This is a genomic window from Pseudomonas putida, assembly GCF_004357765.1.
In the GTDB taxonomy this organism is placed as follows: domain Bacteria; phylum Pseudomonadota; class Gammaproteobacteria; order Pseudomonadales; family Pseudomonadaceae; genus Aquipseudomonas; species Aquipseudomonas putida_U.
In genome coordinates this window covers 181,180-204,362 of the sequence record NZ_SMTE01000011.1, presented here as the reverse complement: position 1 = coordinate 204,362, position 23,183 = coordinate 181,180, and the positions used below count along the sequence as shown (strand labels likewise).

Genomic DNA, 23,183 nt, shown 5'->3' with positions numbered 1-23,183 from the left:
TTTCTCTTTTCGCCCCACAAAGGTTATGTCGGTACTGGATGAAATCAACAGTCGATGGGGTCGCGGCACTCTACGGGTGGCAAGTGTCCCATCGAGTCCAGAATGGCCCATGCGGCGCAGCCTCATGAGCCAGAGTTACACGACTAAACTCGACCAGTTATGGCGCATTAACTGTTCATAGCCGCCTATACAAGCCAGAGCCAGCACCATGGTGCTGAGATTCTGACCTGTAGCTTTTTCAAGCAGTTGCTCAGCTAATACGACCAGTGCGGTAGGTTCTCGCCCTAGCCGGTTTCATGCGCAGATATTGGTTCTCCTTGGTCAGATAACTCACGGCCTTGATGGACTTTCGACATGCCTCGGTGTCAGATCGCTTGATCACCCCGATTCCCAGCTCGTCACCATAGCGGTCCTTGTCATCGTTGCAGCTGAAAAAGTAACCCTGGCCACGAGTGATCTGTTCCCACAACTCACCGACCTTTCTCGCCTTAGTGAAATCGCTGCGTACCTCAGCTCCGTTGAAGAAGAAGGCTGCATGGATATGAAAGCCTTTATCCTCTCCGTGCTCGACTGAACAGATATAGCCTGTCTCATGCTCGAAGATGGGATTGCGCTCCCGCGCACGAATTAGCTTGTCCAGGTCATTGAACACATGCTCAATGCGCAAGCGTGGACGAGCTATCGCTCGATAATGCAGATCCACACGAACGACCACCGTGCGGGAGTAACGATCAAGCACCTGGCTGACGTACTCGCTAAGCATGGCCTGCCTGCGAGTGGCTTCGTAGCGGCGGTCGTCCACCTTGCGCTTGTACCTCTTGCTGCTGATCAGTTGCCGAATCCGAGCGACCAGTATGTTCATTGAATGATGGAAATCCAGGTACGCCGTCTTATGTTCATTCAGGCAGGTAACGCCTGCCCGGCTACGCTCCAGGCCAATGTCCTGACAGGCTTCCCAGAAAGCTTGCAGGTGCTCGCTGTAGACGTAAGGGTGACGATCATCAAAAAGATCCACCATCTGCTGTATGGCATCGAAGTATTTGGAGATCCTGGTCCGTTGTGCACGTTCGTATCCAGCCTGAGTTTGGATGACCTCGAAAGCTGGCTTGTCAGTACGCTCAATGGACTGAACGAGTCGTTCGATCCTAATAGCAGCTTGGGACTGGGAGAAATTGGTGAAGGCTTTATTGCTGAATGAGTGCATGGTTGAGTACCTGGTTGGTTGGATACACACCAGGTACTCACTGAGTATCTTTTTACTGCTGAGGCATACCGCACTTGAAACTATCGAAAGTTATTGAATGATTGAAAAAGACTATATAAATAAAACCAGCTTTGCTAAGGAGAGCACTGCCCCGAGAAGCGGCACAATAGGAAGCAGGATTGCCCAGCCTATGGGAGACTTTTGCGATGAGCCCATCGGGGGAGTTGTCTGAGACCTCAACCACCCCATCTGGCGGATGCGGCATAAAGCACCATGACCGGGCGACGCCCGAGTCATGGCGCTTTCTCATTCTCTTTTCAATTACGCTGCAGCGATTTCTGCCAGGTCACGCTCCTTTATCCTTGCCAGGATCCAATCACGCACCTCCCCTTCAACCCAGCCGACGCAACGGTCGCCCAGCGAGACCGGCTTGGGGAAGGTCCCTTCCGAGATGTACTTGTAGACAGTGGACCGGCCCAGGCCGGTGGAATCGATGACATCTTTCAGGCGAATAATCCTCATGAACAGGCTCCTCATGTTTGTTCAGAGGATCGGTAGGGACGGTAAATAAATACGCGCCATACCTACTGCATGACATTAACCACCTAGGTTTCATGGAGCCTCCTGGGCTTGTAACAACACGACATAGGTTTGCAGCTCAAGTTGACGGATAGCTGGCCGTAAATTTGATCGGTGCCGAAATAGGGCAGGTTTCAGCAACCAACGCTGGTTGAGTCAAGACACGCACTCTCGCGGAACCGTGTAGCCGATTACTTGATCCCCAGGTATGCAAGCTAAGAATCAAAACTGCTGGGCACAGCCTAGAGATCGTGTCCCCCCCCTGCCGCCCATCAAAGATTAAAGATGCCTGCTTTGATCAGTCACATGCGACCGCATGCGAGCCCTCAACGTCAAATAGCCCCGACAATCTCATCAGAACTCGATACGCGCCGCACTTGCCAACCTACTCGATGACATACGCTCCCACCAGCTGCATAGCAAAGCTTCACTGACGTCCTCATGCATCTTCAAAATTCTGGGCTTAAAAACCGATGTGATTCAAATCACGGATAAATACGGTTAGAGGCCCATGATTTGAGACGCGCAGGCAAAAAAATATTCTAGAATAGCCATAGAATACCTGTAGAATTTTGCTTAAAGACCCATATTTTCTTCACAGATCCTATCTAGAATCGCGCTAGAATTAGAAACAATAATAGTCACAACACCAACAATTTTGATTCCTAATAGATTTTAACTATGAAAGAGAAAAGTGGTCTTATTTTCACGGATGACTGGCACGATGAGCTAAGCCAACTCATTGAGGACCCGCGAAACAATATTCGTCGAGACATCTGGCTATGGCTCTACCTGTATTCTTACGAAAAGGCTGATTTAGAACCCGCCACCTGCAACGGCACGACCATGAGGAGCGCCATTGCCCGCGTTTTGAAGCGAAATACCCGCCTGCTTGGGAGAATAGACAGGGATAAAGACCGGTTTATGGTGCCCATTGACTACATCAAGTGGATAGACGGAGGTCCAAGACAGTATCAATGGCTGCTTAGAAGGATTGAAGACCTCACTGATTTGCGACCTCTTCGTGGAGTGCCTCAAGGGCTGGTGCATCTCACCGGCAGAAATCATCTCATCGCCCTGCTCGATCTCTGGGATATCGATATCGCAAAGAAAGCAGACAAAATCGAACACCTACGCAAGGAGTGGCTTGGACACAAGGCAAGTGATAGTGATTTTGAGTGGTTCGAAGACAAAAAGGATGGCGCCAGACGCTGCCAATGCGCTTGGGAGTGGCTGGAGAAGAATCATAAACCCCTACCAGATGAGCAGCTCCCTATTCGAGATCACACAGCTCTGCTCATGTACTTCGATAAAGCGACAATTAGCCGCACCGAACAGAAACTCATCATCAAGGAGATCAAGAAGCGATGGAGCCGAAAGCAGTTCGGCGAACGCAATGATGACAAGAAGCAGGTTAACGTCTGGCTTTCGAAAACTGTGATCGCCCTCCTCGACGGGCTGGCAGAAAAGCACAATCTGAAGCGATCTGATGTATTGGAGCATCTGATAAAGATAGAGTCTGAATCTAGCGCGTGCCTGGCAGACAAGCTGAAAGACCGCAGATGAGCAGCCTCCTTGGGAAGAGGATGGAATGGATCCGCCCTCTCCCTGCGCCACCACCTCAGCGGACCAGTATTCCAAAAAGTATTCCAAATAAATAAACAAACAGATAATTTACTTTAAAATCAATGCACTAAATCATCAGTTCAGATTACCCCGGCCCACCAAATCCTCAAAAAGACACGTCCGCGGACGTCTTTTTTTGCGCCTGAAATTCGCTCCTTACCCACACCCAATCCATACCTGCCCCCACCAGTGCATCAGCCGCACCAATTTGGCTCAACAAAAGCGCCCACCGCCGACCTTCTAACGCTCTGCCCCTGCTACACCCCGCACAATCGTTAGCACGCTTACGACCTGGCGCGCAAATTGCTGTCAATTTGCCATCTAACTAGAGGATGGAGATGACAATGACCCTCGCCAGTACCTCCATGCAGTTATCCTCAAGCGAAAAGCGCTGGTTACCCTGGTTCGGCAAGACCGGAAAACTCGCCATGGGCTGGGCCTGCCGTCTTAACCAGACCACCTACCCCGTCATCGAACAAACCTTCGAAGCGATCGCTCAAACCCGCGTGCGCCTTCTGCAGAACTGGGCCCGGGAACAGTGGGAACACCTGGCCGAAGTGGCCGAGCATTTCAGCGACGATCTGACCCAGCTCGACCGTGCACTGCTGATGGACAAGCTCAATCAAGCTGAAGACTTTTCCGAACTGTTCGTCGTCGACAGCACCGGCAGCGTCATCACCTCGACTTGGGAGCATCGCCCCGATCAGGCCCAAGCGCCAGCCAAGGCCCTGGCCCAAGGCCTGAAAGCGCGTTTCCTCCACGGTCCCTACAGCGACCCCCTGACCGTGACGGTCGGTCCTTCATCGTCGCGCTTCCACGATGCCGTGACTTTGATGTTCTACCTGCCACTGAACGTCGCCGGAAAAACCCTCGGCTGCCTCTGCGGTCGAGTGCCCAACGATGTACTGGGCGACCTCATTCAGCGCGAGGCCGGGCACATCTTCGCCGAGTCGGGCGACAACTACCTGTTCATGGCCAGATCGCATTTTGACCCGACCCTGGAGCCCGGCACCGCGCTGTCACGTTCGCGCTTCGAGGATGGCACCTTCACCCACGGCGAGAACCTCAAGAGCGGCGTGCACACGCCCTGGTCCACGGTAAAGGTGCAGCAGCACACCGAACTGGAATTACGCTTCACCGACCCGGCGACGCAGCAACTTCACCCCGGTGTGCGCGAGACCATTCGCCATGGCTCGAACCTGTTCGTGACCTACCCTGGCTATTCCGACTACCGCCACATCCCGGTAATCGGCAAGGGCATCACCTTCCAGCTACCGGGCTCGCCTGACCTTTGGGGCATGATGTGCGAGGCGGACCTGGAGGAAGTCTATCGCCGCCGCTCGCTCACCCATGGACTGATGAAACCCTACGTGGCCACCATGGCTGCATTGCTCGGCTGCAACGTGGCCGTGCAGCACTATGCCGGTCTGTCGCAAGGCATGAACGACGTTGTCATGCTGCTGAGCATGCTTTGTGCGGCTGTGCTGTTCAGCCGCCTGGGCCCAAAGCGCCTGGCCGCGCGCTTGAATGGCATGACCAATGTGCTGCGTACCATCGCCGAAGGTGAAGGCAACCTGCGTCAGCGGCTGGACGTCACCGCCATGGCCAATGATGAAACGGGCGACATGGGGCGTTGGATCAACAGCTTCATCGACCGTCTCGACTCGGTGGTGGGCCAAGTGGTCAAGGCCAGCCGCAACGTCGGCGTCACCAACCAGATGATGCTCGGACGCAGCCAACAGGCCAGCCTGACCTCCACCGAGGTGGCCGACGCGGTGCACCAGATGATGATCATCGTCGAAGACCAGTTGGGCGAGATCCAGCAGGCCTCGGCCAGCGCCGAGCAGATGAAACAGGCCATGGACGAAGTCGTCAGCCGCGCTCGCGAGGAGTTCGCGGCGGTACAGGCAGGTACGCAATCGATACGCGATGTCGTGCAGCGCTCGTCTTCGAGCGTGCAATTGCTCGACAGCCGTATGACGCAGATCGGCAACATCACCGGGTTGATCAGCGATATCACCAGCCAGACCAACCTATTGGCCCTGAACGCGGCGATCGAAGCCGCACGCGCCGGCGAGCACGGGCGCGGCTTCGCCGTCGTCGCGGAGGAAGTGCGCAGCCTGGCGGCGCGCACTTCGCGTGCGGCCGACGACATCCGCAGCATGGTCGAAGGCCTGCAGAACGAGACTCAAAAGGCTGTGGGCTTCATGCAGGAGGGCGTCAAGAACGTCGATGAAAGCCTGCGCCTGGCCGAGGATGCCTCATCGGAGAACGTCCAGTTGCATCAGGCGGTGGAGAGCATGTTCGCGATCATCCAGCAGCTCAACGCGCACAGTCTGGCCTGCGGCAAGACCATCGAGAAGGTTGATCAGTCCTCGGCCGAGATGCGCCAGACAGTGGTGGTACTGCAGAGCAGCGCAGAGACGGTGAAGGTCAACGCCAACAAGCTGGAAAAACTGGTGGGTCAGTTCGAAGTCAGCGGCGGCACGAATCGGGCAGCGGCCTGAGACTGGCGATGGTCTGGGAGCGCCAGCCGACCGGAGGGCGCAACCACCCTCACCCCACCCGCACGACCGCTTGCCGCACCCGGTCGAGCAGCTCGGACAGTTTGAACGGCTTGATCAACATGTCCATGCCCGTACCCAGAAACGCCTGACGGTCCAGCGCGGCATCGGCATAGCCGGTCATGAACAATACCGGCAACCCCGGCCGGTGGGTCCGGGCGATGTCGGCCAGTTCGCGTCCACTCAACGTCGGCAAGCCGACATCTGTCAGCAGCAGGTCAATGGTCTGCTCGCTGCGCAGATGCTCCAGCGCTTCTTCGATGGTCGAAGCCAAAGTGCAGCGGTAGCCACCCTCGGTCAGCGCTTCAGCCACTGACAGGCGCACCGAAGCCATGTCCTCGACGATCAGTACACGCTCGCCCTGGCCCTGCTGATCATCCCCCACCTCGCGCTCCACGGCTATCGCCACCTGGTCGCTCGCCGGCAGCAGCAACGTTACCTCGGTGCCCTTGCCGACCACGCTGCGCAACTCCACATGGCCGCCCGACTGGCGGGCGAAGCCGTAGATGGTGGATAACCCCAGGCCTGTACCTTGCCCCAGTGGCTTGGTGGTGAAGAACGGATCGAAGACCTTGTCCAGCAACTCGGCCTCGATGCCGCTACCGTTGTCGCGCACGGTCACGACCACATAGGGCCCATCGGCCAGGTTGGGGTCGCCGTGGCACCAGGCCGCCGACGTGTTCACCCAGATCTGTCCGCCCTTGGGCAGGGCATCACGGGCGTTGATGACCAAGTTGAGTACCGCGCTTTCCAGTTGCACCGAGTCGACCAGGGCGATGACGGGAAGACTGGACAATTCGAGGGTCAGCGTGATCCTTTCGCCGATGGTGCGGGTGACCAGCTCCTCCAGCGAACGCACGTGCTGATTGACGTCCACCGGGCGTGTGTCGAGCGGCTGCTGGCGGGCGAAGGCCAGCAGACGGTGGGTGAGCACCGCGGCGCTGTTGGCCGAGCTCAGTGCAGCCTCGGCATAGCGGGGCACGTTTTCGACGCGGTTTTCCGCCACCCGCTTACGGATCAGCTCAAGGCTGGTGATGATGCCGGTGAGCAGATTGTTGAAGTCATGGGCGATACCGCCAGTGAGGCTGCCCAGCGCATCCATCTTCTGCAACTGCAACAGTTGCGCCTCGGTGCGTACGCGCTCGGCCACTTCCTTGGCCAACTGGCTGTTGGCGTCGTCCAGGCGGGCCAGGTGCGAGCGCTCACGATGGCGGTGCTCGGTGATGTCCTCGACGAAGACCAGGCACAACCCGGGCGCCTGGTAGGGCGACAACTGCCACTCGGTGTCCCGTGGCTGGCCGTGCAGACGCATGCCCAAGGTGCCCTTCCAGCGTTGGCCAGCTACCAGATGCTGGCGCAGCTCTTCGAGCGCCGCCTCCTGGCCATCGGCGAAGCATTCACTCAGCCGCTGCGGGTCGCGGTTATCCTGCACCAGATGAGCGAAGGCATGGTTGCACTCGTGCACCTTGAGTTCGCCGTCGAGTACGGCAATCGGCGCCGAAACGCCACGAAAGATCTCCTGAAAGCGCGCTTCGCTCTGGCGTAGCGCGCGCTCGGTGTCACGCACCCGCAACAAGGTGCGCAAGGTGGCGAGCAGCACGTCCGGGTCGACCGGGTGAATCAGGTAGGCATCGGCCCCGGCGTTGAGGCCGGTGATGATATCGCCGCTCTGGATCGACGCCGCCGATACGTGGATCACCGGTAGCAAAGCGGTGCGACTGTCCTGGCGTAACAACCGGACGATGTCGAAGCCGCTCATGTCCGGCAGATTGACGTCGAGGATCAACGCATCCACCTGTTCATCGCGAATCAACGCCAGCCCTTCGCCGCCGGTACCGGCCTCCAGCACCTCATAGCCATGGGCGTCCAGACGACGGCGCAGTGCATAGCGGGTGGCGGCGTTGTCATCGACGATGAGCAGGCGCACGTCAGCTTTCATCAGCGCTCTCCTGGGCCAGGGCCAGCGGAATGATCACGAAGAAAGAAGAGCCTACTCCAGGCGTACTGTCCACCCCGACCTCGCCACCGAGCAGCATGGCGAAACGCTTGCACAGTGACAGGCCCAGCCCGGTACCGCGCAGACGCTTCTGCAGCGGCGAATCGACCTGGGCGAAATCTTCGAACAGCGTCCCCAGCAGCTCTTCGGCGATGCCGATGCCGGTATCGCTGACAGCGAAGCGGACCTGGTCGGTGCCAAACAGCCGCGCGGAGACCCGCACCTCGCCCCGGGTGGTGAACTTGAGGGCATTGGAGATGAAGTTGCGCAGGATCTGCGCGAGCTTCTTGTCGTCGGTATAAAGCCGTGGCAGCCCCACCGGCTCTTCGAAGATCAGATCGACCGCCGAAGCGTCGACAATCGGCCGGAACATGCCACGCAGCGCGGCGAACAGGTCGAACATATCGAACCAGGCCGGCGAGATGGTGATGCGTCCGGCTTCGATCTTGGCCAGGTCGAGCAGATCGTCGACCATGTCGGACAGCTCGCGGGTAGCGGTGCTGACGAACGCCACCTGGCGATGCTGTTCTTCGGACAACGGCCCGTCCAGTTCGTCGGCCAGCAAACTGGTGATGCTCAGGATCGAACCGAGCGGCGTGCGAAACTCGTGGCTCATGTACGACAGGAAGCGGCTTTTCAGATCGGACGCCTGGCGCAGTTGCTCGGCCTGGATGTCCAGCTCCGCGTACAGGGCCAGCACGCCCTGGTTGGTTTCATCGAGCTCGGCACGCAGGGCCTCGTTGTCGGCCTGCAGGCGGGCGATCAGGGCGGCCTGATCGTTGGAGGTGGGTTCAGCCATGGCTAGGCTCCAGGTCGATGACCAGCACTGTCACGTCGTCCCGCCCTCGGCAGAAATCGCGGTGCAGTACGGTGGCGATCACGGCCGGGTGGCGGTGCACCAGGCCTGGATAGTCTTGTAGGTTCCAGCGCGACTGCAGGCCGTCGCTGTAGAGGATCAGCAAGTTGCCGGTGACGTCGGCATAATCGAACACCTGCACCTTGCGGTACTGACCGCCAACGATACCCGGCAGTGAGGCCAGGCCACGGTAGCAGTTGCCGGAGACCAGGGTCGCGCCGATGTTGCCGATGCCGGTGTAGGCCAACCGGTCATTGTGGGCGTCGTGCTGGGCGATGGCCACGGCACCGCCACGGGTTCCGCCCATGGCCTGGTGCAGGTGCTCGATCAGCAACAACGGGTCGCGCATAGGGTGCTGGGCGAAGGCGTTGACAGCGGCCAGGGCCGCTTGCTCAGCCTCGGGGCCATGACCCAGGCCATCGACCAGCAAGGCGCTGAGACGGCCGTCGGCGAGCGTCACGTGCCAAGTGTCGCCACAGGCCGGGTCATCGTGCAAGGCATGGTGACTGACGCCGATACGCAGGTCCGCACACGGGATATCGCGCCGATACAGCCGCGCCAGGATCACCGAGCCACGAGCGTCGGTGTACATGTCGAACACCTGGGCCAGACGGGTCACCGCCCCCAGGCCAATGCCCTGGGTACCTAGCGTCGAATAACCATCGGTCAGGCAGACATCGGCATCGAAGCCCTCGGCGCGATCGACGGCCAGCATCTCGATACCCGGCCCATCGGCACCTGGCACGCTGCGCAAGTGCAAAGCACCATGACCTGCATGCTTGAGCACGTTGCTGGCCAACTCGGTGGCGAGCAGCGCCACGCGGCCGGCGTCCTCGCTGTCGAAGCCTTGGCGCTCGGCCAGTTGTTGCGCTGTGCGCCGGGCATGTCCGACCTGGCTTGCGTCTTCCAGGGGAAGTACCAGCGTTCTGCTGGCGGGGATATTCATGCCCATCGCGTGATCGTCACGCGGGTGCCCTCGCCTGGGGCGGTGTCGAGCTCGAACTCGTCCACCAGGCGCCGGGCGCCGGTCAGGCCAAGCCCCAGGCCGTTGCCGGAGGTCCAGCCATCGGTGAGGGCCAGCTTGGTATCGGCGATGCCGGGGCCTTCGTCGCGAAACACCAGGCGCAGTCCAGTGCGTCCGGCTTGATCGAGCACCTCCCAGTCCATGTCGCCGCCGCCACCATAGACCACGGTGTTGCGCGCCAGCTCGCTGACCGCGGTCACCAGCTTGGTCAGGTCCACCAGGCGCATGCCGCAGTCGCTGGCCAGCTTGCGCGCCAACTGCCGTGCCAGCACCACGTCCTGTTCGATACGCACCGGCAGGCTGCCGCTGTGTTCGCCACTCATAGGGGCCTCACATGCTGGCTGAGCCGCTGCATGCCGCGCTCCACATCGAGGGCGGTGCTCACCCCAGGCAGGGTCAGGCCCAGTTCCACCAAGGTGATGGCCACGGCCGGCTGCATGCCCACCACCATCACCTGGGCGTCCATCAGTCGGGACAGGCTGGCGATATCGGCGATCATCCGGCCGATGAACGAGTCGACCATGTCCAGTGCCGAGATATCGAGCAATACACCCCGGGCGGATGTCGCGCTGATGCGGTCGGTGAGGTCGTCCTGCAGACGCATGGCGAGCTTGTCATGCATGTCCACCTGAATGGTCACCAACAGAAATTCGCCCATGCGAAGAATCGGTATGCGTTCCATCGGCTCAATCCCGTTCGCTCATGCTGACACCCAGGCGGCTCAGCGCCAGCCTCAAGGCATCGGCGAGGTTGGCCTTGGTGGTCAGGTTGCCCAGGTCCAGGCCAAGGTGCACGATGGTCTGCGCGATCTGCGGACGTACCCCGCTGATGATGCAGTCGGCGCCCATCAAGCGGATCGCGGTAACGGTCTTGAGCAGGTGCTGGGCGACCAGGGTATCCACGGTCGGCACGCCGGTGATGTCGATGATGGCAATTTCCGAACCGGTATCGACGATGCGCTGCAGCAAAGACTCCATCACGGTCTGGCTACGCTGCGAGTCGAGGGTACCGATCAGCGGCAGCGCGAGCACGCCATCCCACAGCTTGACCACCGGCGTGGACAGCTCCAGCAGCTCTTCCTGCTGGCGCTTGATCACCGCTTCGCGGGTCCTCTGGTAGGTGCGGATGGTGTGCATGCCCAAGTTGTCGAGCAGCCCGGAGATCTCCCACAGTTGCTCGGCAAGACGGGCTGGCTCATCGCTCAGTTGCGTCTGCAGCAAGCTGAACAGCGGGCCTTTCAGGGCGAAGATGAAGTACGCCGTCTGGTGCGAGTCATGGCCCAACTGGGCGCGGCTGGCAGAAAGCTTTTCCAGGAAGCGGCGGACATCTTCCCAACCAGCGGAGCCAATATCGCTTTCGCCGCCCACTTGCAGGGCATCGACGAACAGTTGCAGGAAATCGCGGGTTTCCTGCAATACGGTTTGTTCCTTGATATTGCGAGTGGCGCCGTTGGCCTCCAGGGCCGCCGTCCATTGCGCCAGCAATTGCGACTGATTGTGCTTGATGCTGTCAACGGTACGGTCTTGCAGTGCTGCCATTTGTCTTCGCTCCTATGCAGGTGTGCCGGCAGCTCCATAAACGGCCGACCCTCAAAGAATGACATTTGGCGGTAAAAATAGTTGTGACGTCAAAAAGATAATTGCAATGGGCCATCCAAGCTGCAGCGCAAGGGCTTGGGATGGCCCCCGCCGGCAGTCTTGAACAAGTATTTCAAAAAGCAAAGGGCACCCATCCACAGGTGCCCTTCGCTCTATCGCAAGGTGAACGGGTTCACCCCATCGAACGCGCACCCACCACCTGCGCATGGCCCCGTGAGGTGACGATTCCGAGGAAGGAGATTACGATCGCCAGGCCCAGGGTCGAGCTCACTTCCGCGCGGTGCTCGGGCGTGTACATCATTACCGCCAGCGCCCCACCGATGAACAGGATCACCGCCCAGGTCAGGTACGGGAACAGCCACATGCGGAACTTCAGTTCGGTGTTTTCGCGCTCCAGGCGGCGGCGCATGCGCAGCTGCGAGATGGCGATGACCAGGTACACCAGCAGCGCGATGGCGCCTGAGCTGGCCAGGAGGAATTCGAACACCCCCTTCGGCGCGAAGTAGTTCAGCACGGCGATGGCGGCGCCGATCAAGGTACTGCCGAAGACGGCCGCGCGCGGCACGCCAACCTTGGAAGTCTTGTTGAGCATGGCCGGCGCGTCGCCACGCTTGGCCAGCGAGTACATCATCCGCGAAGCGATGTAGATCGACGAGTTCATGCAACTGGTCACCGCCACCAGCACCACCAGATCGACCATGAAGGCGGCATTGGGGATGTTCATGATCTCCAGCGCTCGCTGGTAAGAGCCCACCACCGCCAGTTGCGGATCGTTCCACGGCACCACCGAGATGATCACGAAGATCGACAGGATGTAGAAGGTGCTGATCCGCCAGATCACCGAGCGCGTGGCCTTGGCGATGTTGCGCGACGGGTCGCTGGACTCGGATGCCGCGATGGTCACCGCCTCGGTACCGATGAAGCTGAACATCACGGTAATGAAGGCGCCGATCACCGCCGACCAGCCCTTGGGCGCGAAGCCGCCGTGCTCGGCCATCAGGCTGCTGAGGCCGCTGACCTCGCGATTGGGCAACCAGCCCATCAGCGCGGCGAAGCCCAGACCGATGAAGCCCAGAATGGCCGTGACCTTCAGAATGGCGAACCAGAACTCGAACTCGCCGTACTTGGCCACGCTGAACAGGTTGGTACCGGCCAGCAGCACCACCGAAGCCAGAGCGAAGATCCAGCTTGGGATGTCAGGGAACCAGGCGTTGAGCACGTGTCCGGCGGCCAGTGCTTCGATCGGGATGACCAACACCCAGAACCACCAGTACAACCAGCCGATGGTGTAACCGGCCCAACGGCCGATGGCCTGGTCGGCATAGGTGGAGAACGAACCGGTGTCGGGGTGCGCCACGGCCATTTCGCCGAGCATGCGCATGACCAGCACCACCAGGGTTCCGGCCACGAAATAAGAAACTATGGTTGCAGGCCCGGCTGCCGCGATGGCGTGCCCGGAACCCACGAAAAGTCCTGCTCCGATGATGCCCGCGATGGACAGCATCGTTACATGACGCGGCTTGAAACCTTGTGCAAGGTTGCCATCAGATCCCACGGTGTTCATTGATCTTGTTCTCTTTTTGCTGACACAAGGAAAGACGGGCAGGCGTAGGCGAAAATTGCTCCTGGAAGATGAGGGAAAAATGACACGTCGCTCACGCTCTGTTGTTGACCTTCTGCACGCTTTACAGAGCAACGCACCGGCAAATGCGGGGACCATTTAAGCCCCGCACGGCGCCGGGAATTTACACGAGAACGTCCCACAGGTGCGCGATCACGACAACGCATTTCCAATCGCGCCAGATGTCGCCAATGGCATGTCTGGATGCGTCATCGGGGCGTCTGGAGGTGGTGCGGAAATCGAGCGCCGCCCGCGCGGCGCTCGATCTCACAGGCGCCAAACAACGTACGGCAGGCATTAAAAAAAAGCCCCGGTCTCCCGGGGCCCTGTTGCTCAGGCGTCTGCCTACGCCTGTCCGGTACGCTCGAAGCGTCGGGCCAGCAACAGGTAAGCGAGGATTCCCAGCACGCCATGGGCGGCCACGAACCAGAGTGCGTTGTGGAATGAGCCGGTGGAGGCCACCACGTAACCGATCACCAGCGGGGTGACGATGCCGGCGATGTTGCCGATGCCGTTGAACACGCCACCACACAGGCCGACCATCTTCTTCGGCGCCACGTCCGACAGCACCGCCCAGCCTACCGCCGCCAGGCCCTTGCCGAAGAACGCCAAAGTCATCAAGCCGATCACGGCGGCGTTGCCGTCGACATAGTTGGCCAGCACCAGGCTGGTCGACAGTGCCATGCCCATCACGAACGGGGTCTTGCGCGCTTTCGACGGATGCACGCCACGACCGATCAACCAGTCGGACAGCAACCCACCGAGAATGCCGCCGGTGAAGCCGCAGATCGCCGGCAGCGCAGCGACCCAGCCGGCCTCCATGATAGTCATGCCACGGCCTTTGATCAGGTAGATCGGGAACCAGGTGATGAAGAAATAGGTCAGCGCGGTGATGCAGTACTGGCCCAGGTACACCGCCCACAGGTTGCGACTGGTGAACAGTTGCATCACTTCGGCGCGGGTCGGCTTGCTCTTGGCTGCCTTGCGTTCTTTTTCCAGATCGACCAGTGCGCCACCCTCACGCATGTAGTCGAGCTCTTCGCGGCTGAGTCGCGGGGCGCTGTGGGGTTCATGATAGAGGCGGAACCACACCAGGCTCAGCAGCAACCCCAGCACACCCATCCAGATGAATACCTGCTCCCAGCTCAGGGTGTGGGTCATCCACGCCATCAACGGGGCGAACACCACCACCGCCATGTACTGCGCCGAGTTGAACAAGGCCGATGCCGTGCCGCGTTCGCGAGTGGGGAACCAGCAGCTGACCACCCGCGAGTTGGCCGGAAATGCCGGCGACTCCACCAGTCCGAGCATAAAGCGCATGGAGAACAACGCCACCGCCGCCGATGCGCCGGCCAGGCCCATCCAGCCCACGGTGCCCTGCAGCAGGGTGAACAGCGACCAGAGGATCAGGCTGACGCCGTAGACCCGACGGGCACCGAAGCGATCGAGCAGCCAGCCGCCCGGCACTTGACCGAGGGCATAGGCCCAAGCGAACGCGGAAAACACCATGCCGAGCATGACCGGGTCCATGCCCAGATCCTTGAGCACTTCGGTTCCGGTGATCGACAGGGTGGCCCGGTCGGCGTAGTTGATGACGGTGATGACGAAGATCAGCGCCAGGATCAGGAAGCGATGGCGACCGACCCCAGCCAGTGCCTGTGGTGCGGCGACGGCGGATTTGCTGTTCATGTGACCCTCTTGCTTCTCGATGGAAGCGATTGTTCTTGTGAAGAGAAGGTGTGGCTTTTGGGCTGTGTGGTGTGTGTACGGGCCTGTAGAAGCCGGTGTTGGCAGCTAGGCGCAATTGGGCGGTATTTCGCCCCGGAAACAGGCAGCCAGGTTGTCGAGCACCATCTGCCCCATTGCCAGCCGGGTCTGCAGCGTGGCGCTGCCCCGGTGCGGTTGCAGACTGGCTTGGTTGAGGTCGAGCAATGCCGCAGGCACATGGGGCTCGTCGACGAACACGTCCAGCCCGGCACCAGCGATACGACCTTCCCGCAGCGCCTCGACCAGCGCCGGTTCATCCACCAGCTTGCCCCGTGCGACGTTGATCAGGTATCCCTGCGGCCCGAGCGCTTCGAGCACATCGGCCGTCACCAGAACCTGACCACCATCAGCGGAAGCGGCGACCACCAGCACGTCGACCGAGCGCGCCAGTTCGACCAGGTCGGCGGCGTAGCGGTAACCGCAATCCGCCTGCTCGCGACGTCCGTGATAGGCGATGCGCATGTCGAAGGCGGCGGCGCGCCGGGCGATGGCCTTGCCCACCTGGCCAAGGCCGACGATGCCCAGGTCGATGCCGCTGACCTTACGCGCCAACGGCAGGTTGACCGTGCCCCACAAGCCATCGCGCACCAACCGCTCACCTTCGCCCAGGCGGCGCAGGGTGCTGATGATCAGGCCCAGGGCCAGGTCGGCAACGTCGGCGGTGAGCACACCCGGCGTGGTGGTGACATGAATGTTGCGGCTGGCCGCATGGCGCAGGTCCACGGCGTCGGTACCGATGCCGCTGATGGCGATGATTTCCAGGGCCGGCAACTGGTCCATCAGGGCGTTGGACAGCCCCTTGGCGCCACCGGTGACCACACCGCGAATGCGCGGACCGAGTTGGTCGAGCAGCTGTTGCGGGTTGGCCTGCTGATACAGCCTGTGCACCTGATAGGCAGCGACCAGTTGGGCATCGATGGCCTCTGGCACGGGCTGGGTCAGCAGCACGTCGATGGTGTTGTGGTTCATCGTGGGTATCCGGCAGTTCGAAGACATAGGTCGATGCTAGGCCGGCATTTGATACAGGTCTAATATAGATACTGGATCGAATAATTCAGGATTTGAATCATGGAGTTGCACCAGCTGCGCTGTTTCGTCGCCGTTGCCGAAGAACTGCATTTCGGCCGTGCGGCCACCCGCCTGCACATGACGCAACCGCCGCTGAGCCGGCAGATCCAACTGCTGGAACATTCGCTCGGAGTGCTGCTGCTCGAGCGCAACAACCGCCAGGCGCGGCTGACCCTCGCCGGCCAGAGCTTCCTGGAAGATGCCCGACGCATCCTGCACATCGCCGAGACCGCCAGCCACTCGGCCCGGCGTATCGCCCACGGCGAGGCCGGTCGATTGACCCTGGGTTTCACTGCGGTGGGCGCCTACAGCATGATTCCGCGTCTGCTGGTCCATGCCGGCAAGGCTCTGCCGGATATCGAGCTGATGCTCAGCGAAAGCGTGTCCAGCACCCAGGTGCATGACCTCGAAGCCAGCCTGATCGACATCGGTCTGGTACGCCAGGTACTACCCAGCGCGCGGGTCGAGTACGTGCCGATCCACCGCGAGCCGTTCGTCGCGGCGCTGCCGGCAGGACATCCGTTGAGCAGCCGCGAGCGGCTCAGGCCGGAGGACTTCGATGGGCAGCCGTTCATCATGTACAGCGCCGGCGAAGGGCGCTACCTGCATGACCGCATCACCAATCTGTTCGCCCGGCACGAGGTGCAGCCGCGATACCTGCATCGGTTGGGGCAGACTCACTCGGTGCTGGGGTTGGTCAATGTCGGCTTGGGTTGCGCGGTGGTGCCGGCCTCGGCGCAGGCGTTGCGCCTGGAGCAGGTGGTGTTCAGGCCGTTGCTGGGAATGGAGCAGCAAGCGGAGATCTTTCTGGCGTATTGCCGGGATAACCCGAACCCGGTGTTGGGCGCGTTCGTGGCGATGGCGCGGGGGTTTTTCGAAGCCGGATAAATGGCGCTGGCCCCTTCGCGGGACAAGCCCGCTCCCACAGGCTGTGGGAGCGGCGGTTCGGCGCCCCGGCTTACCCGCGAAGAGGCCCTATGGCTCACCGCACCAGGCAAGGCCGCTTGTTATCGAACTGCCACCCCGGAATCAGGAACTGCATCGCCACGCTGTCATCCCGTGCCCCCAGCCCCATGTTGCGGTAGCACTCATGGGCCTTGGCCAACTGGTCTTCATCGATCTCCACACCCAATCCCGGGCGCTCCGGTACGCGCACATGGCCATCGACGATTCGCAGTGGCTCGCGGGTCAGGCGCTGGCCGTCCTGCCAGATCCAGTGCGTGTCGATCGCCGTGATCTCACCCGGCGCAGCCGCTGCCACCTGAGTGAACATGGCCAGGGAGATGTCGAAATGGTTGTTCGAATGCGAACCCCAGGTCAGGCCCCAGTCGTTGCACATCTGCGCCACCCGTACCGAACCTTGCAAGGTCCAGAAGTGCGGATCGGCCAGCGGAATATCCACCGACTGCAACTGGATGGCGTGGCCCATCTGGCGCCAGTCGGTGGCGATCATGTTGGTGGCCGTCGGCAGGCCGGTGGCGCGGCGGAACTCGGCCATCACCTCACGGCCCGAGTAACCGTTCTCGGCGCCGCACGGGTCCTCGGCATAGGCCAGCACATCGTGCTTGTCGCGGCACAGGGCGATAGCCTCCTTGAGCGACCAGGCACCGTTGGGGTCGAGGGTGATGCGCGCTTCGGGGAAGCGTTCGGCCAGCGCGGTCACCGCTTCCATCTCTTCTTCGCCGCGCAGTACACCGCCCTTGAGCTTGAAGTCGCTGAAGCCATAACGCTGCTTGGCGGCTTCGGCCAGGCGCACTACCGCCTCGGGGGTCAGCGCCTTTTCGTGACGCAGGCGGAACCAGTCGTCGTCGGCATCGGCTTCATTGCGGTAGGCCAGGTCGGTCTGCTGGCGGTCACCGATGTAGAACAGGTAGCCCAGCATCTTCACCGCATCGCGTTGCTGGCCTTCGCCGAGCAACGCCGCCATGGGCACATTCAGGTGCTGGCCGAGCAAGTCGAGCAAGGCCGACTCGATGGCGGTCACCGCATGCACGGTGATGCGCAGGTCGAAGGTCTGCAGACCACGGCCTGCGGCATCGCGATTGGCAAAGGTCTGGCGCATGGCGTTGAGCACACGCTGGTAATGGCCGATGGGCTGGCCGACCACCAGGCTGCGAGCGTCTTCAAGGGTCTGGCGGATCTTCTCGCCACCCGGCACTTCGCCCAGGCCGGTGTTGCCAGCGCTGTCGCGCAGCACTACGACGTTACGGGTAAAGAACGGGCCATGGGCGCCACTGAGGTTGAGCAGCATGCTGTCGTGGCCAGCCACCGGAATCACGCGCAAGTCGGTGACCACGGGCGTTTGGGTATGGAGCGCGGGTGTCGTGTGCATGTTCATGGTTGTTGTCTCGCAGTCATCAGTGGGTCTGGCCCAAGGCCGACGGAGCCTTGAGGTCATGGGAGGGAGCGCCCTTGGGGCGGATACGGACGAAGAACACGGCGATGGCCGCCAGTACCGAGGTCACGGCCAGGCCATAGAGCCCACCCTGGATCGAGCCGGTCTGTTGTTCGAGCAGGCCGAACGTGGTGGGGGCGACGAAGCCGCCGAGGTTGCCGACCGAGTTGATCAGCGCGATCACCGCCGCGGCGATGCGTGCATCCAGGTAGCCCTGGGGAATCGGCCAGAACAGTGAGGACGCCGACTTGAAGCCGATGGCGGCAAAGCAGATGGCGATGAAGGCGAACACCGGTCCGCCGGTGGTGGACATGAACATACCGATCGCGGCGATCACCAGGGCGCTTGCCACCCATGCCTGCTGGAACCTCCAGCGGGCGGAACCGGCGGCGAAGGCGTACATGGCCAGGATCGAGATCAGCCAGGGAATGGAGTTGAAGAAGCCGACCTGCAGGTCGCTCAGCTCGCCCATGCGCTTGATGATGCTCGGCAGCCAGAAGGTCGCTGCATAAATGGTCAGCTGAATGCAGAAGTAGATCAGGCAGAACAGCACGATCTGGCGGTCCTTGAGCAGGCTCCAGGCCGAAGGCCTGACCACGCCGGACGCTTCGCGCTCACGCTGCTCGCGGTCGATGGTCTCGACCAGCGCAGCCTGCTCGGCCTGGCTCAGCCACTTGGCATCCTGGGGTTTGGAGTCGAGCCAGAAGAACACGAAGAAGCACAGCGTCACCGAAGCCATGCCTTCGATGAACAACATCCATTGCCAGCCGTGAAGGCCCAGGCCCTGGATCTGCATCAGGGCACCGGCCAAGGGACCGGAGATCAGCGACGCCAATGCCGATCCGCTGAGGAAGATGGCGATCGCCTTACCGCGCTCGGCCGCTGGCAGCCAGCGGGTGAAGTAGTAGATCACGCCAGGGAAGAAGCCCGCCTCGGCCACGCCCAGCAGAAAGCGCAGCACATAGAACTGAGTTTCGTTCTGGACGAAGGCCATGGCCGTGGCCACCAGGCCCCAGGTGAACATGATGCGGGTCAACCACAGGCGCGCGCCCACGCGTTGCAGGAGCATGTTCGACGGCACCTCGAACAGTGCATAGCCAATGAAGAACAGGCCTGCGCCAAAGCCGTAGGCTGCAGCGCTGATGCCCAGGTCGCTTTCCAGGTGAGGGCGGACGAAGCCGATGTTGACGCGGTCGAGATAGTTGACGATGAACATGATGACGAACAGCGGCAGGACATGGCGCTTGACCTTGGCCACGGCGCTGGCCAGGGCATTGCCGTCATTGCGCGCAGGCGCAGCGAGGGTGTCGTTCACTTGTGAATCTCCCACTAATTGTTTTTGTGCGGGTTGGCTTGTCGGGCAGGACAGTGGGACGGAGCATATGCCCCGCAAGGTTGTACGACAAGATGGGAAATACCACTCAAATGGCAAAATACAAGCATATAACTAGTAAACTTGCGGCCATCTAGTAGCTAAAGTGTCAACATGCGCATGAGCCGTGCGGGGAAAATCGAGCAGAAACTATTTTTATCGTTTAACTTGTCATACAAGCATGTACATCCCCGGAATCCTTCCATGTCCTCTTCGAACGTCAAACGTAGCCACAGCCGTGCTCATGATCTGGTGTCGAGCCTGACCCAGCAGATTCTGCTCGGCACCTTCAAGCCAGGCGACAAACTGCCCTCGGAAAACACCTTGGTGCGCGAGCATGGCGTCAGCCGCACTGTGGTGCGCGAAGCCTTGTCCAAGTTGCAGGCATCAGGGCTGGTCGAGCCGCGCCACGGCATCGGCACGTTCGTGATCGAGCGCCTGGGCCAGGGCACTTTGCGGGTGGGTGCGGAGAATGCCGCGAGCGTGCGTGATCTGCTGGAACTGCGCATTGGCCTGGAGGGCCAGGCCGCCGCTTTGGCCGCAGTACGCCGGGATGATCAGCACCTGGCACGCATGCGCCAGGCGCTGGACGACTACCAGGATCTGGCAGCCGCCGGAGACAGCTGCATCGAAGCGGACCGGCGCTTTCACCTATTGATCGCCGAAGCCACCGGCAACCTGTACTTCAGCGAAATGATGGCGCAACTGGGCAATGGCCTGATCCCGCGCAACCGCATGGCCCTGGCCGAGCGCGCCGGGGCCAACCTGGCGCGGCACGCCTACCTGGCCAACCTGGAGCACGAGGCGATCCTCAACGCCATTCGCCGCCAGGACCCCGATGCGGCGCGGGCGGCTATTTGTCTGCACCTGTCCAACAGCCGCGATCGGTTGTTGCCCGACTAGCGGCGCCATTACACCGCTGGCGGCCTTACCAGGTCAGGCAGATCTTGCCGAAATGCCGGTTGCTCTCCTGGTAGCGGAACGCATCGACGATCTGTTCCAGCTCGAAGTGTTTGTCCACCACAGGTCGCAGGCCATTGGCATCGATGGCCCGCACCATTGCCTGCTGCTGAGCGCGACTGCCGACCAACACCCCTTGCAGGCGGATCTGCCGGACCAACGCCTGCACCAGCGGAAACTCCCCGGCCACGCCGGTGAGGATGCCGATCAGCGACACATGCCCGCCGATCCGGGCAGCGATCATCGATTGCTCCAGGGTTGCCGGCCCACCGACCTCGATCACATGATCGACGCCGCGATTGCCGGTAAGCTCGCGCACCTTCTCGCCCCAGGTCGGGATACTGCGGTAGTTGATCAGATGGTCGGCGCCCAGGGCCTTGAGGCGCTCGAGCTTGGCATCGCTGGACGAGGTGGCGATCACCGTGGCGCCAGCCAGCTTGGCGAACTGCAAGGCGAAGATCGACACCCCGCCGGTGCCCTGCACCAGCACGGTATCGCCCGGTTTCAGGTGATCGTCGCTCATCAGCGCGCGCCAAGCAGTGAGGCCGGCGGTGGTCAGAGTGGCAGCCTCGGCATGGCTGAAGCCCTCGGGCGCCAGGGTGAAGGAGGTAGCGCGGGCAGTGACCTGTTCGCGGGCATAGCCATCGATGCCGTCACCGGGCACGCTGGCGAAGCCTTCGAGCTGAGTCTGGCCGTCGAGCCAGTCGGGGAAGAAGGTACTGACGACGTGGTCGCCGACCTTGAATTCGGTCACGCCGGCACCGACCGCAACGACCTCGCCGGCCCCATCGGCCATGGGAATGCGCCGCTCGCTCGGGCCCCACATGCCGCTGACCACGGCGAAGTCGTGGTAGTTGAGGGAGCTGGCATGCAGGCGCACGGTGATCTCGCCGGCCTGCGGCGCGGGGGCCTCGCAGGTGCCGACTTCGACCTTGTCGTAACCGCCACCGGGTTGCAGGTAGATGGCCTTGTGGGTCATGGCAGGGGGTTCCATTCACGGGGAAGACAAGGGTTCAGCATAGTCAGTGGCGGACCTTTCGCGGCGGTTCGGCGCGAAAGGTCCAGCACTGACACGGTGAAGTCAGCCCAGCATCCCCTGCAACGCCCGACAGTCCGCCGCATGCCAATCCGCCAACTGCGGCCAGGGATTGTCCGGCAGGTTGACCAGTACCGTGCGCGCCCCTGCCGCACGCCCGCAATCGAGGTCGAAGCGGTAGTCGCCCACCATCACCATCTCGCCGGGCGGCACACCCCAGGCATCGGCGATCTTCAGCAAACCATCCGGGCTCGGCTTGGGTGCGGCTTCGTCACGGCCGAGAATGTGCTCGACCGGAAAACAATCCGCCAGACCGATGGCCTCCAGGGTGACATGCGCCAGCTCCCGGGCATTACGGGTGAGGATGCCCAGCCGGCAACCGCGCCCGGCCAACTCACGCACCAGCGCCACCGCACCTTCGGCAGCGGTGGACGCCACGGCCAGGTCGCGCTCGTGTTCCAGCAGCCAGGCATGCTTGGCCGCCGCCTGCTCGGCAGGCAAGGCGGCCAGATGGGTAAGGATGTCGTCTTCGGGCGGAATGCCCAACGCCACGCGAATGGCGGCGAAGTCATGCACCGCCACGGTCAGGGTGCCGTCCATGTCGAACACCCAGTTGCGGATCTGGCCGAGGCTCATGCCCAGTCCTTGCGATGACGGATCAGGCCTTCCTGGGTCGACGAGGCCACCAGTTTGCCGGCGCGGTTGAAGATGCTGCCGCGGCAGAAACCGCGGGCATTGCCGGCCCAAGGGCTGTCGGTGGCATACAGCAGCCAGTCGTCGGCACGCAGGTCGCCGTGGAACCACAGGGCATGGTCGAGGCTGGCGATCTGCATGTCGCGGTGCCAAACCGACTTGCCGTGGGGTTGCAGCGAAGTGGTCAGCAAGCCGAAGTCGGATGCGTAGGCCAGCAGGTACTTGTGCAGCGCCGGTACATCCGGAAGCACGCCGTCGGCGCGGAACCAGGCGTACTTCACCGGGTCGCCAGGCTTGGGGTTGTAAGGGTCGCGCTCGGTCACCGGGCGGATCTCGATCGGCTTGGCGCACAGCACTTTGTCGCGGATCCGCTCGGGCAGCAGGTGGGCCATGGGTTGGGCCAGCTCGACCTCGGTCGGTAAGTTTTCCGGGCCGACCACGTCGGGCATTTGCGCCTGGTGCTCGAAGCCCTCTTCGTCGTACTGGAACGACGCGCTGAGGGTGAAAATGGTCTGGCCCTTCTGGATCGCGGTCACCCGGCGGGTGCTGAAGCTGCCGCCATCACGCACGCGGTCGACCGAGTACACCACCGGCAAGGTGGCATCGCCAGGGCGCAGGAAATAGCCGTGCAGCGAATGCACATGGCGCGCATCCTCGACTGTCTGACTGGCCGCCGACAGCGACTGGCCCAGTACCTGACCACCGTACAGTTGGCGGAAGCCCAAGTCCTGGCTGCGCCCACGGAACAGGTTTTCCTCGATCGACTCCAGGCTCAACAGGTCGACCAGGTCGTCCAGCACATGACTCATTGGAAGTTCTCCTCG

At 61.6% G+C, this 23,183-nt stretch carries 20 protein-coding genes and 1 pseudogene; 5 read left to right on the top strand and 16 right to left on the bottom strand.

The features are described from left to right. Positions 1-19: 19 nt before the first annotated feature. Positions 20-181 (top strand): annotated as a pseudogene (locus E2H86_RS18375) (DUF4113 domain-containing protein); the annotation flags it as partial. 69 nt (positions 182-250) lie between these two features. Here the strand turns inward: E2H86_RS18375 and E2H86_RS18370 are convergent. Both E2H86_RS18370 and E2H86_RS18365 read right to left on the bottom strand, forming a co-directional pair. Then, positions 251-1,204 (bottom strand): YagK/YfjJ domain-containing protein, encoded by a 954-nt coding sequence (locus E2H86_RS18370; RefSeq protein WP_133330346.1) that lies wholly within the window; start codon positions 1,202-1,204, stop codon positions 251-253. A 321-nt stretch (positions 1,205-1,525) separates the two neighbouring features. Continuing rightward, the gene (locus E2H86_RS18365) at positions 1,526-1,726 is read right to left on the bottom strand and encodes a helix-turn-helix transcriptional regulator (RefSeq protein ID WP_133330344.1); all 201 of its coding nucleotides are present in this window, start codon (positions 1,724-1,726) and stop codon (positions 1,526-1,528) included. A gap of 738 nt (positions 1,727-2,464) precedes the next feature. Between E2H86_RS18365 and E2H86_RS18360 the strand changes: the two genes are divergently transcribed. After that, complete coding sequence (locus E2H86_RS18360; RefSeq protein WP_133330342.1) at positions 2,465-3,349, top strand: hypothetical protein; 885 nt, start codon at positions 2,465-2,467, stop codon at positions 3,347-3,349. A gap of 392 nt (positions 3,350-3,741) precedes the next feature. Next, a complete protein-coding gene (locus tag E2H86_RS18355; protein ID WP_427593320.1) occupies positions 3,742-5,916 on the top strand; it encodes a methyl-accepting chemotaxis protein in 2,175 nt (724 codons plus the stop codon). Between the two features lie 49 nt (positions 5,917-5,965). On the opposite strand, the gene E2H86_RS18350 is transcribed toward E2H86_RS18355, so the two are convergent. The 9 genes from E2H86_RS18350 to E2H86_RS18310 all read right to left on the bottom strand — a co-directional run bounded on the left by E2H86_RS18350 (position 5,966) and on the right by E2H86_RS18310 (position 15,804). After that, positions 5,966-7,912, bottom strand: a complete 1,947-nt coding sequence (locus E2H86_RS18350) for a response regulator (RefSeq protein ID WP_133330338.1) — start codon at positions 7,910-7,912, stop codon at positions 5,966-5,968. Continuing rightward, the gene (locus tag E2H86_RS18345; RefSeq protein ID WP_133330336.1) at positions 7,902-8,768 is read right to left on the bottom strand and encodes a sensor histidine kinase; all 867 of its coding nucleotides are present in this window, start codon (positions 8,766-8,768) and stop codon (positions 7,902-7,904) included. The genes E2H86_RS18350 and E2H86_RS18345 overlap by 11 nt, the downstream gene beginning before the upstream one ends. Further along, complete coding sequence (locus tag E2H86_RS18340; protein WP_133330334.1) at positions 8,761-9,771, bottom strand: ATP-binding protein; 1,011 nt, start codon at positions 9,769-9,771, stop codon at positions 8,761-8,763. The genes E2H86_RS18345 and E2H86_RS18340 overlap by 8 nt, the downstream gene beginning before the upstream one ends. Next, positions 9,768-10,172 (bottom strand): anti-sigma regulatory factor, encoded by a 405-nt coding sequence (locus E2H86_RS18335; protein ID WP_133330332.1) that lies wholly within the window; start codon positions 10,170-10,172, stop codon positions 9,768-9,770. Before E2H86_RS18335 ends, E2H86_RS18340 begins: the two co-directional genes overlap by 4 nt. Next, the gene (locus tag E2H86_RS18330; protein WP_133330330.1) at positions 10,169-10,531 is read right to left on the bottom strand and encodes an STAS domain-containing protein; all 363 of its coding nucleotides are present in this window, start codon (positions 10,529-10,531) and stop codon (positions 10,169-10,171) included. Before E2H86_RS18330 ends, E2H86_RS18335 begins: the two co-directional genes overlap by 4 nt. A 4-nt stretch (positions 10,532-10,535) precedes the next feature. Beyond that, on the bottom strand, positions 10,536-11,387 hold the full coding sequence (locus E2H86_RS18325) for an STAS domain-containing protein (protein ID WP_133330328.1): 852 nt from the start codon (positions 11,385-11,387) through the stop codon (positions 10,536-10,538). 232 nt (positions 11,388-11,619) lie between these two features. Then, complete coding sequence (gene gabP / locus E2H86_RS18320; protein WP_133330326.1) at positions 11,620-13,011, bottom strand: GABA permease; 1,392 nt, start codon at positions 13,009-13,011, stop codon at positions 11,620-11,622. 402 nt (positions 13,012-13,413) lie between these two features. Continuing rightward, positions 13,414-14,757, bottom strand: coding sequence for an MFS transporter (locus E2H86_RS18315; RefSeq protein WP_133330324.1), 1,344 nt, complete (start codon positions 14,755-14,757; stop codon positions 13,414-13,416). Positions 14,758-14,862: 105 nt separating this feature from the next. Further along, positions 14,863-15,804 carry a 2-hydroxyacid dehydrogenase gene (locus E2H86_RS18310; protein WP_133330322.1) on the bottom strand — a complete coding sequence of 314 codons (942 nt, stop codon included), beginning with the start codon at positions 15,802-15,804 and terminating at the stop codon, positions 14,863-14,865. Positions 15,805-15,903: 99 nt separating this feature from the next. Here E2H86_RS18310 and E2H86_RS18305 point away from each other — a divergent pair, with 99 nt between their 5' ends. After that, a complete protein-coding gene (locus E2H86_RS18305; RefSeq protein ID WP_133330320.1) occupies positions 15,904-16,791 on the top strand; it encodes a LysR substrate-binding domain-containing protein in 888 nt (295 codons plus the stop codon). Positions 16,792-16,885: 94 nt separating this feature from the next. On the opposite strand, the gene gudD is transcribed toward E2H86_RS18305, so the two are convergent. Next, positions 16,886-18,241 (bottom strand): glucarate dehydratase, encoded by a 1,356-nt coding sequence (gudD, locus tag E2H86_RS18300; protein ID WP_133330318.1) that lies wholly within the window; start codon positions 18,239-18,241, stop codon positions 16,886-16,888. Positions 18,242-18,260: 19 nt separating this feature from the next. Beyond that, positions 18,261-19,613: an MFS transporter gene (locus E2H86_RS18295; protein ID WP_133330316.1), complete on the bottom strand. Its 1,353-nt coding sequence runs from the start codon at positions 19,611-19,613 to the stop codon at positions 18,261-18,263. A gap of 261 nt (positions 19,614-19,874) precedes the next feature. Between E2H86_RS18295 and E2H86_RS18290 the strand changes: the two genes are divergently transcribed. Next, the gene (locus tag E2H86_RS18290) at positions 19,875-20,573 is read left to right on the top strand and encodes a FadR/GntR family transcriptional regulator (RefSeq protein WP_133330314.1); all 699 of its coding nucleotides are present in this window, start codon (positions 19,875-19,877) and stop codon (positions 20,571-20,573) included. Positions 20,574-20,598: 25 nt separating this feature from the next. On the opposite strand, the gene E2H86_RS18285 is transcribed toward E2H86_RS18290, so the two are convergent. The 3 genes from E2H86_RS18285 to tesB form a co-directional block, all read right to left on the bottom strand. Further along, a complete protein-coding gene (locus E2H86_RS18285; RefSeq protein ID WP_133330312.1) occupies positions 20,599-21,609 on the bottom strand; it encodes a zinc-dependent alcohol dehydrogenase family protein in 1,011 nt (336 codons plus the stop codon). A gap of 102 nt (positions 21,610-21,711) precedes the next feature. Next, entirely contained in the window at positions 21,712-22,302 is a 591-nt protein-coding gene (locus E2H86_RS18280) for an HAD family hydrolase (protein WP_133330310.1), read from the bottom strand. Next, positions 22,299-23,168, bottom strand: coding sequence for an acyl-CoA thioesterase II (gene tesB, locus E2H86_RS18275; protein ID WP_133330308.1), 870 nt, complete (start codon positions 23,166-23,168; stop codon positions 22,299-22,301). The genes E2H86_RS18280 and tesB overlap by 4 nt, the downstream gene beginning before the upstream one ends. Between the last annotated feature and the right edge of the window lie 15 nt (positions 23,169-23,183).

Bases quoted from the DNA above. Each gene is read 5' to 3' on its own strand.
- E2H86_RS18315 (WP_133330324.1), bottom strand. From the start codon at position 14,757: ATGAACAGCAAATCCGCCGTCGCCGCACCACAGGCACTGGCTGGGGTC.
- E2H86_RS18370 (WP_133330346.1), bottom strand. From the start codon at position 1,204: ATGCACTCATTCAGCAATAAAGCCTTCACCAATTTCTCCCAGTCCCAA.
- E2H86_RS18310 (WP_133330322.1), bottom strand. From the start codon at position 15,804: ATGAACCACAACACCATCGACGTGCTGCTGACCCAGCCCGTGCCAGAG.
- E2H86_RS18335 (WP_133330332.1), bottom strand. From the start codon at position 10,172: ATGAGTGGCGAACACAGCGGCAGCCTGCCGGTGCGTATCGAACAGGAC.
- tesB (WP_133330308.1), bottom strand. From the start codon at position 23,168: ATGAGTCATGTGCTGGACGACCTGGTCGACCTGTTGAGCCTGGAGTCG.
- E2H86_RS18285 (WP_133330312.1), bottom strand. From the start codon at position 21,609: ATGACCCACAAGGCCATCTACCTGCAACCCGGTGGCGGTTACGACAAG.
- E2H86_RS18305 (WP_133330320.1), top strand. From the start codon at position 15,904: ATGGAGTTGCACCAGCTGCGCTGTTTCGTCGCCGTTGCCGAAGAACTG.
- E2H86_RS18290 (WP_133330314.1), top strand. From the start codon at position 19,875: ATGTCCTCTTCGAACGTCAAACGTAGCCACAGCCGTGCTCATGATCTG.
- E2H86_RS18365 (WP_133330344.1), bottom strand. From the start codon at position 1,726: ATGAGGATTATTCGCCTGAAAGATGTCATCGATTCCACCGGCCTGGGC.
- E2H86_RS18345 (WP_133330336.1), bottom strand. From the start codon at position 8,768: ATGGCTGAACCCACCTCCAACGATCAGGCCGCCCTGATCGCCCGCCTG.
- E2H86_RS18330 (WP_133330330.1), bottom strand. From the start codon at position 10,531: ATGGAACGCATACCGATTCTTCGCATGGGCGAATTTCTGTTGGTGACC.
- E2H86_RS18355 (WP_427593320.1), top strand. From the start codon at position 3,742: ATGGAGATGACAATGACCCTCGCCAGTACCTCCATGCAGTTATCCTCA.
- E2H86_RS18280 (WP_133330310.1), bottom strand. From the start codon at position 22,302: ATGAGCCTCGGCCAGATCCGCAACTGGGTGTTCGACATGGACGGCACC.
- E2H86_RS18340 (WP_133330334.1), bottom strand. From the start codon at position 9,771: ATGAATATCCCCGCCAGCAGAACGCTGGTACTTCCCCTGGAAGACGCA.
- gabP (WP_133330326.1), bottom strand. From the start codon at position 13,011: ATGAACACCGTGGGATCTGATGGCAACCTTGCACAAGGTTTCAAGCCG.
- E2H86_RS18360 (WP_133330342.1), top strand. From the start codon at position 2,465: ATGAAAGAGAAAAGTGGTCTTATTTTCACGGATGACTGGCACGATGAG.
- gudD (WP_133330318.1), bottom strand. From the start codon at position 18,241: ATGAACATGCACACGACACCCGCGCTCCATACCCAAACGCCCGTGGTC.
- E2H86_RS18325 (WP_133330328.1), bottom strand. From the start codon at position 11,387: ATGGCAGCACTGCAAGACCGTACCGTTGACAGCATCAAGCACAATCAG.
- E2H86_RS18350 (WP_133330338.1), bottom strand. From the start codon at position 7,912: ATGAAAGCTGACGTGCGCCTGCTCATCGTCGATGACAACGCCGCCACC.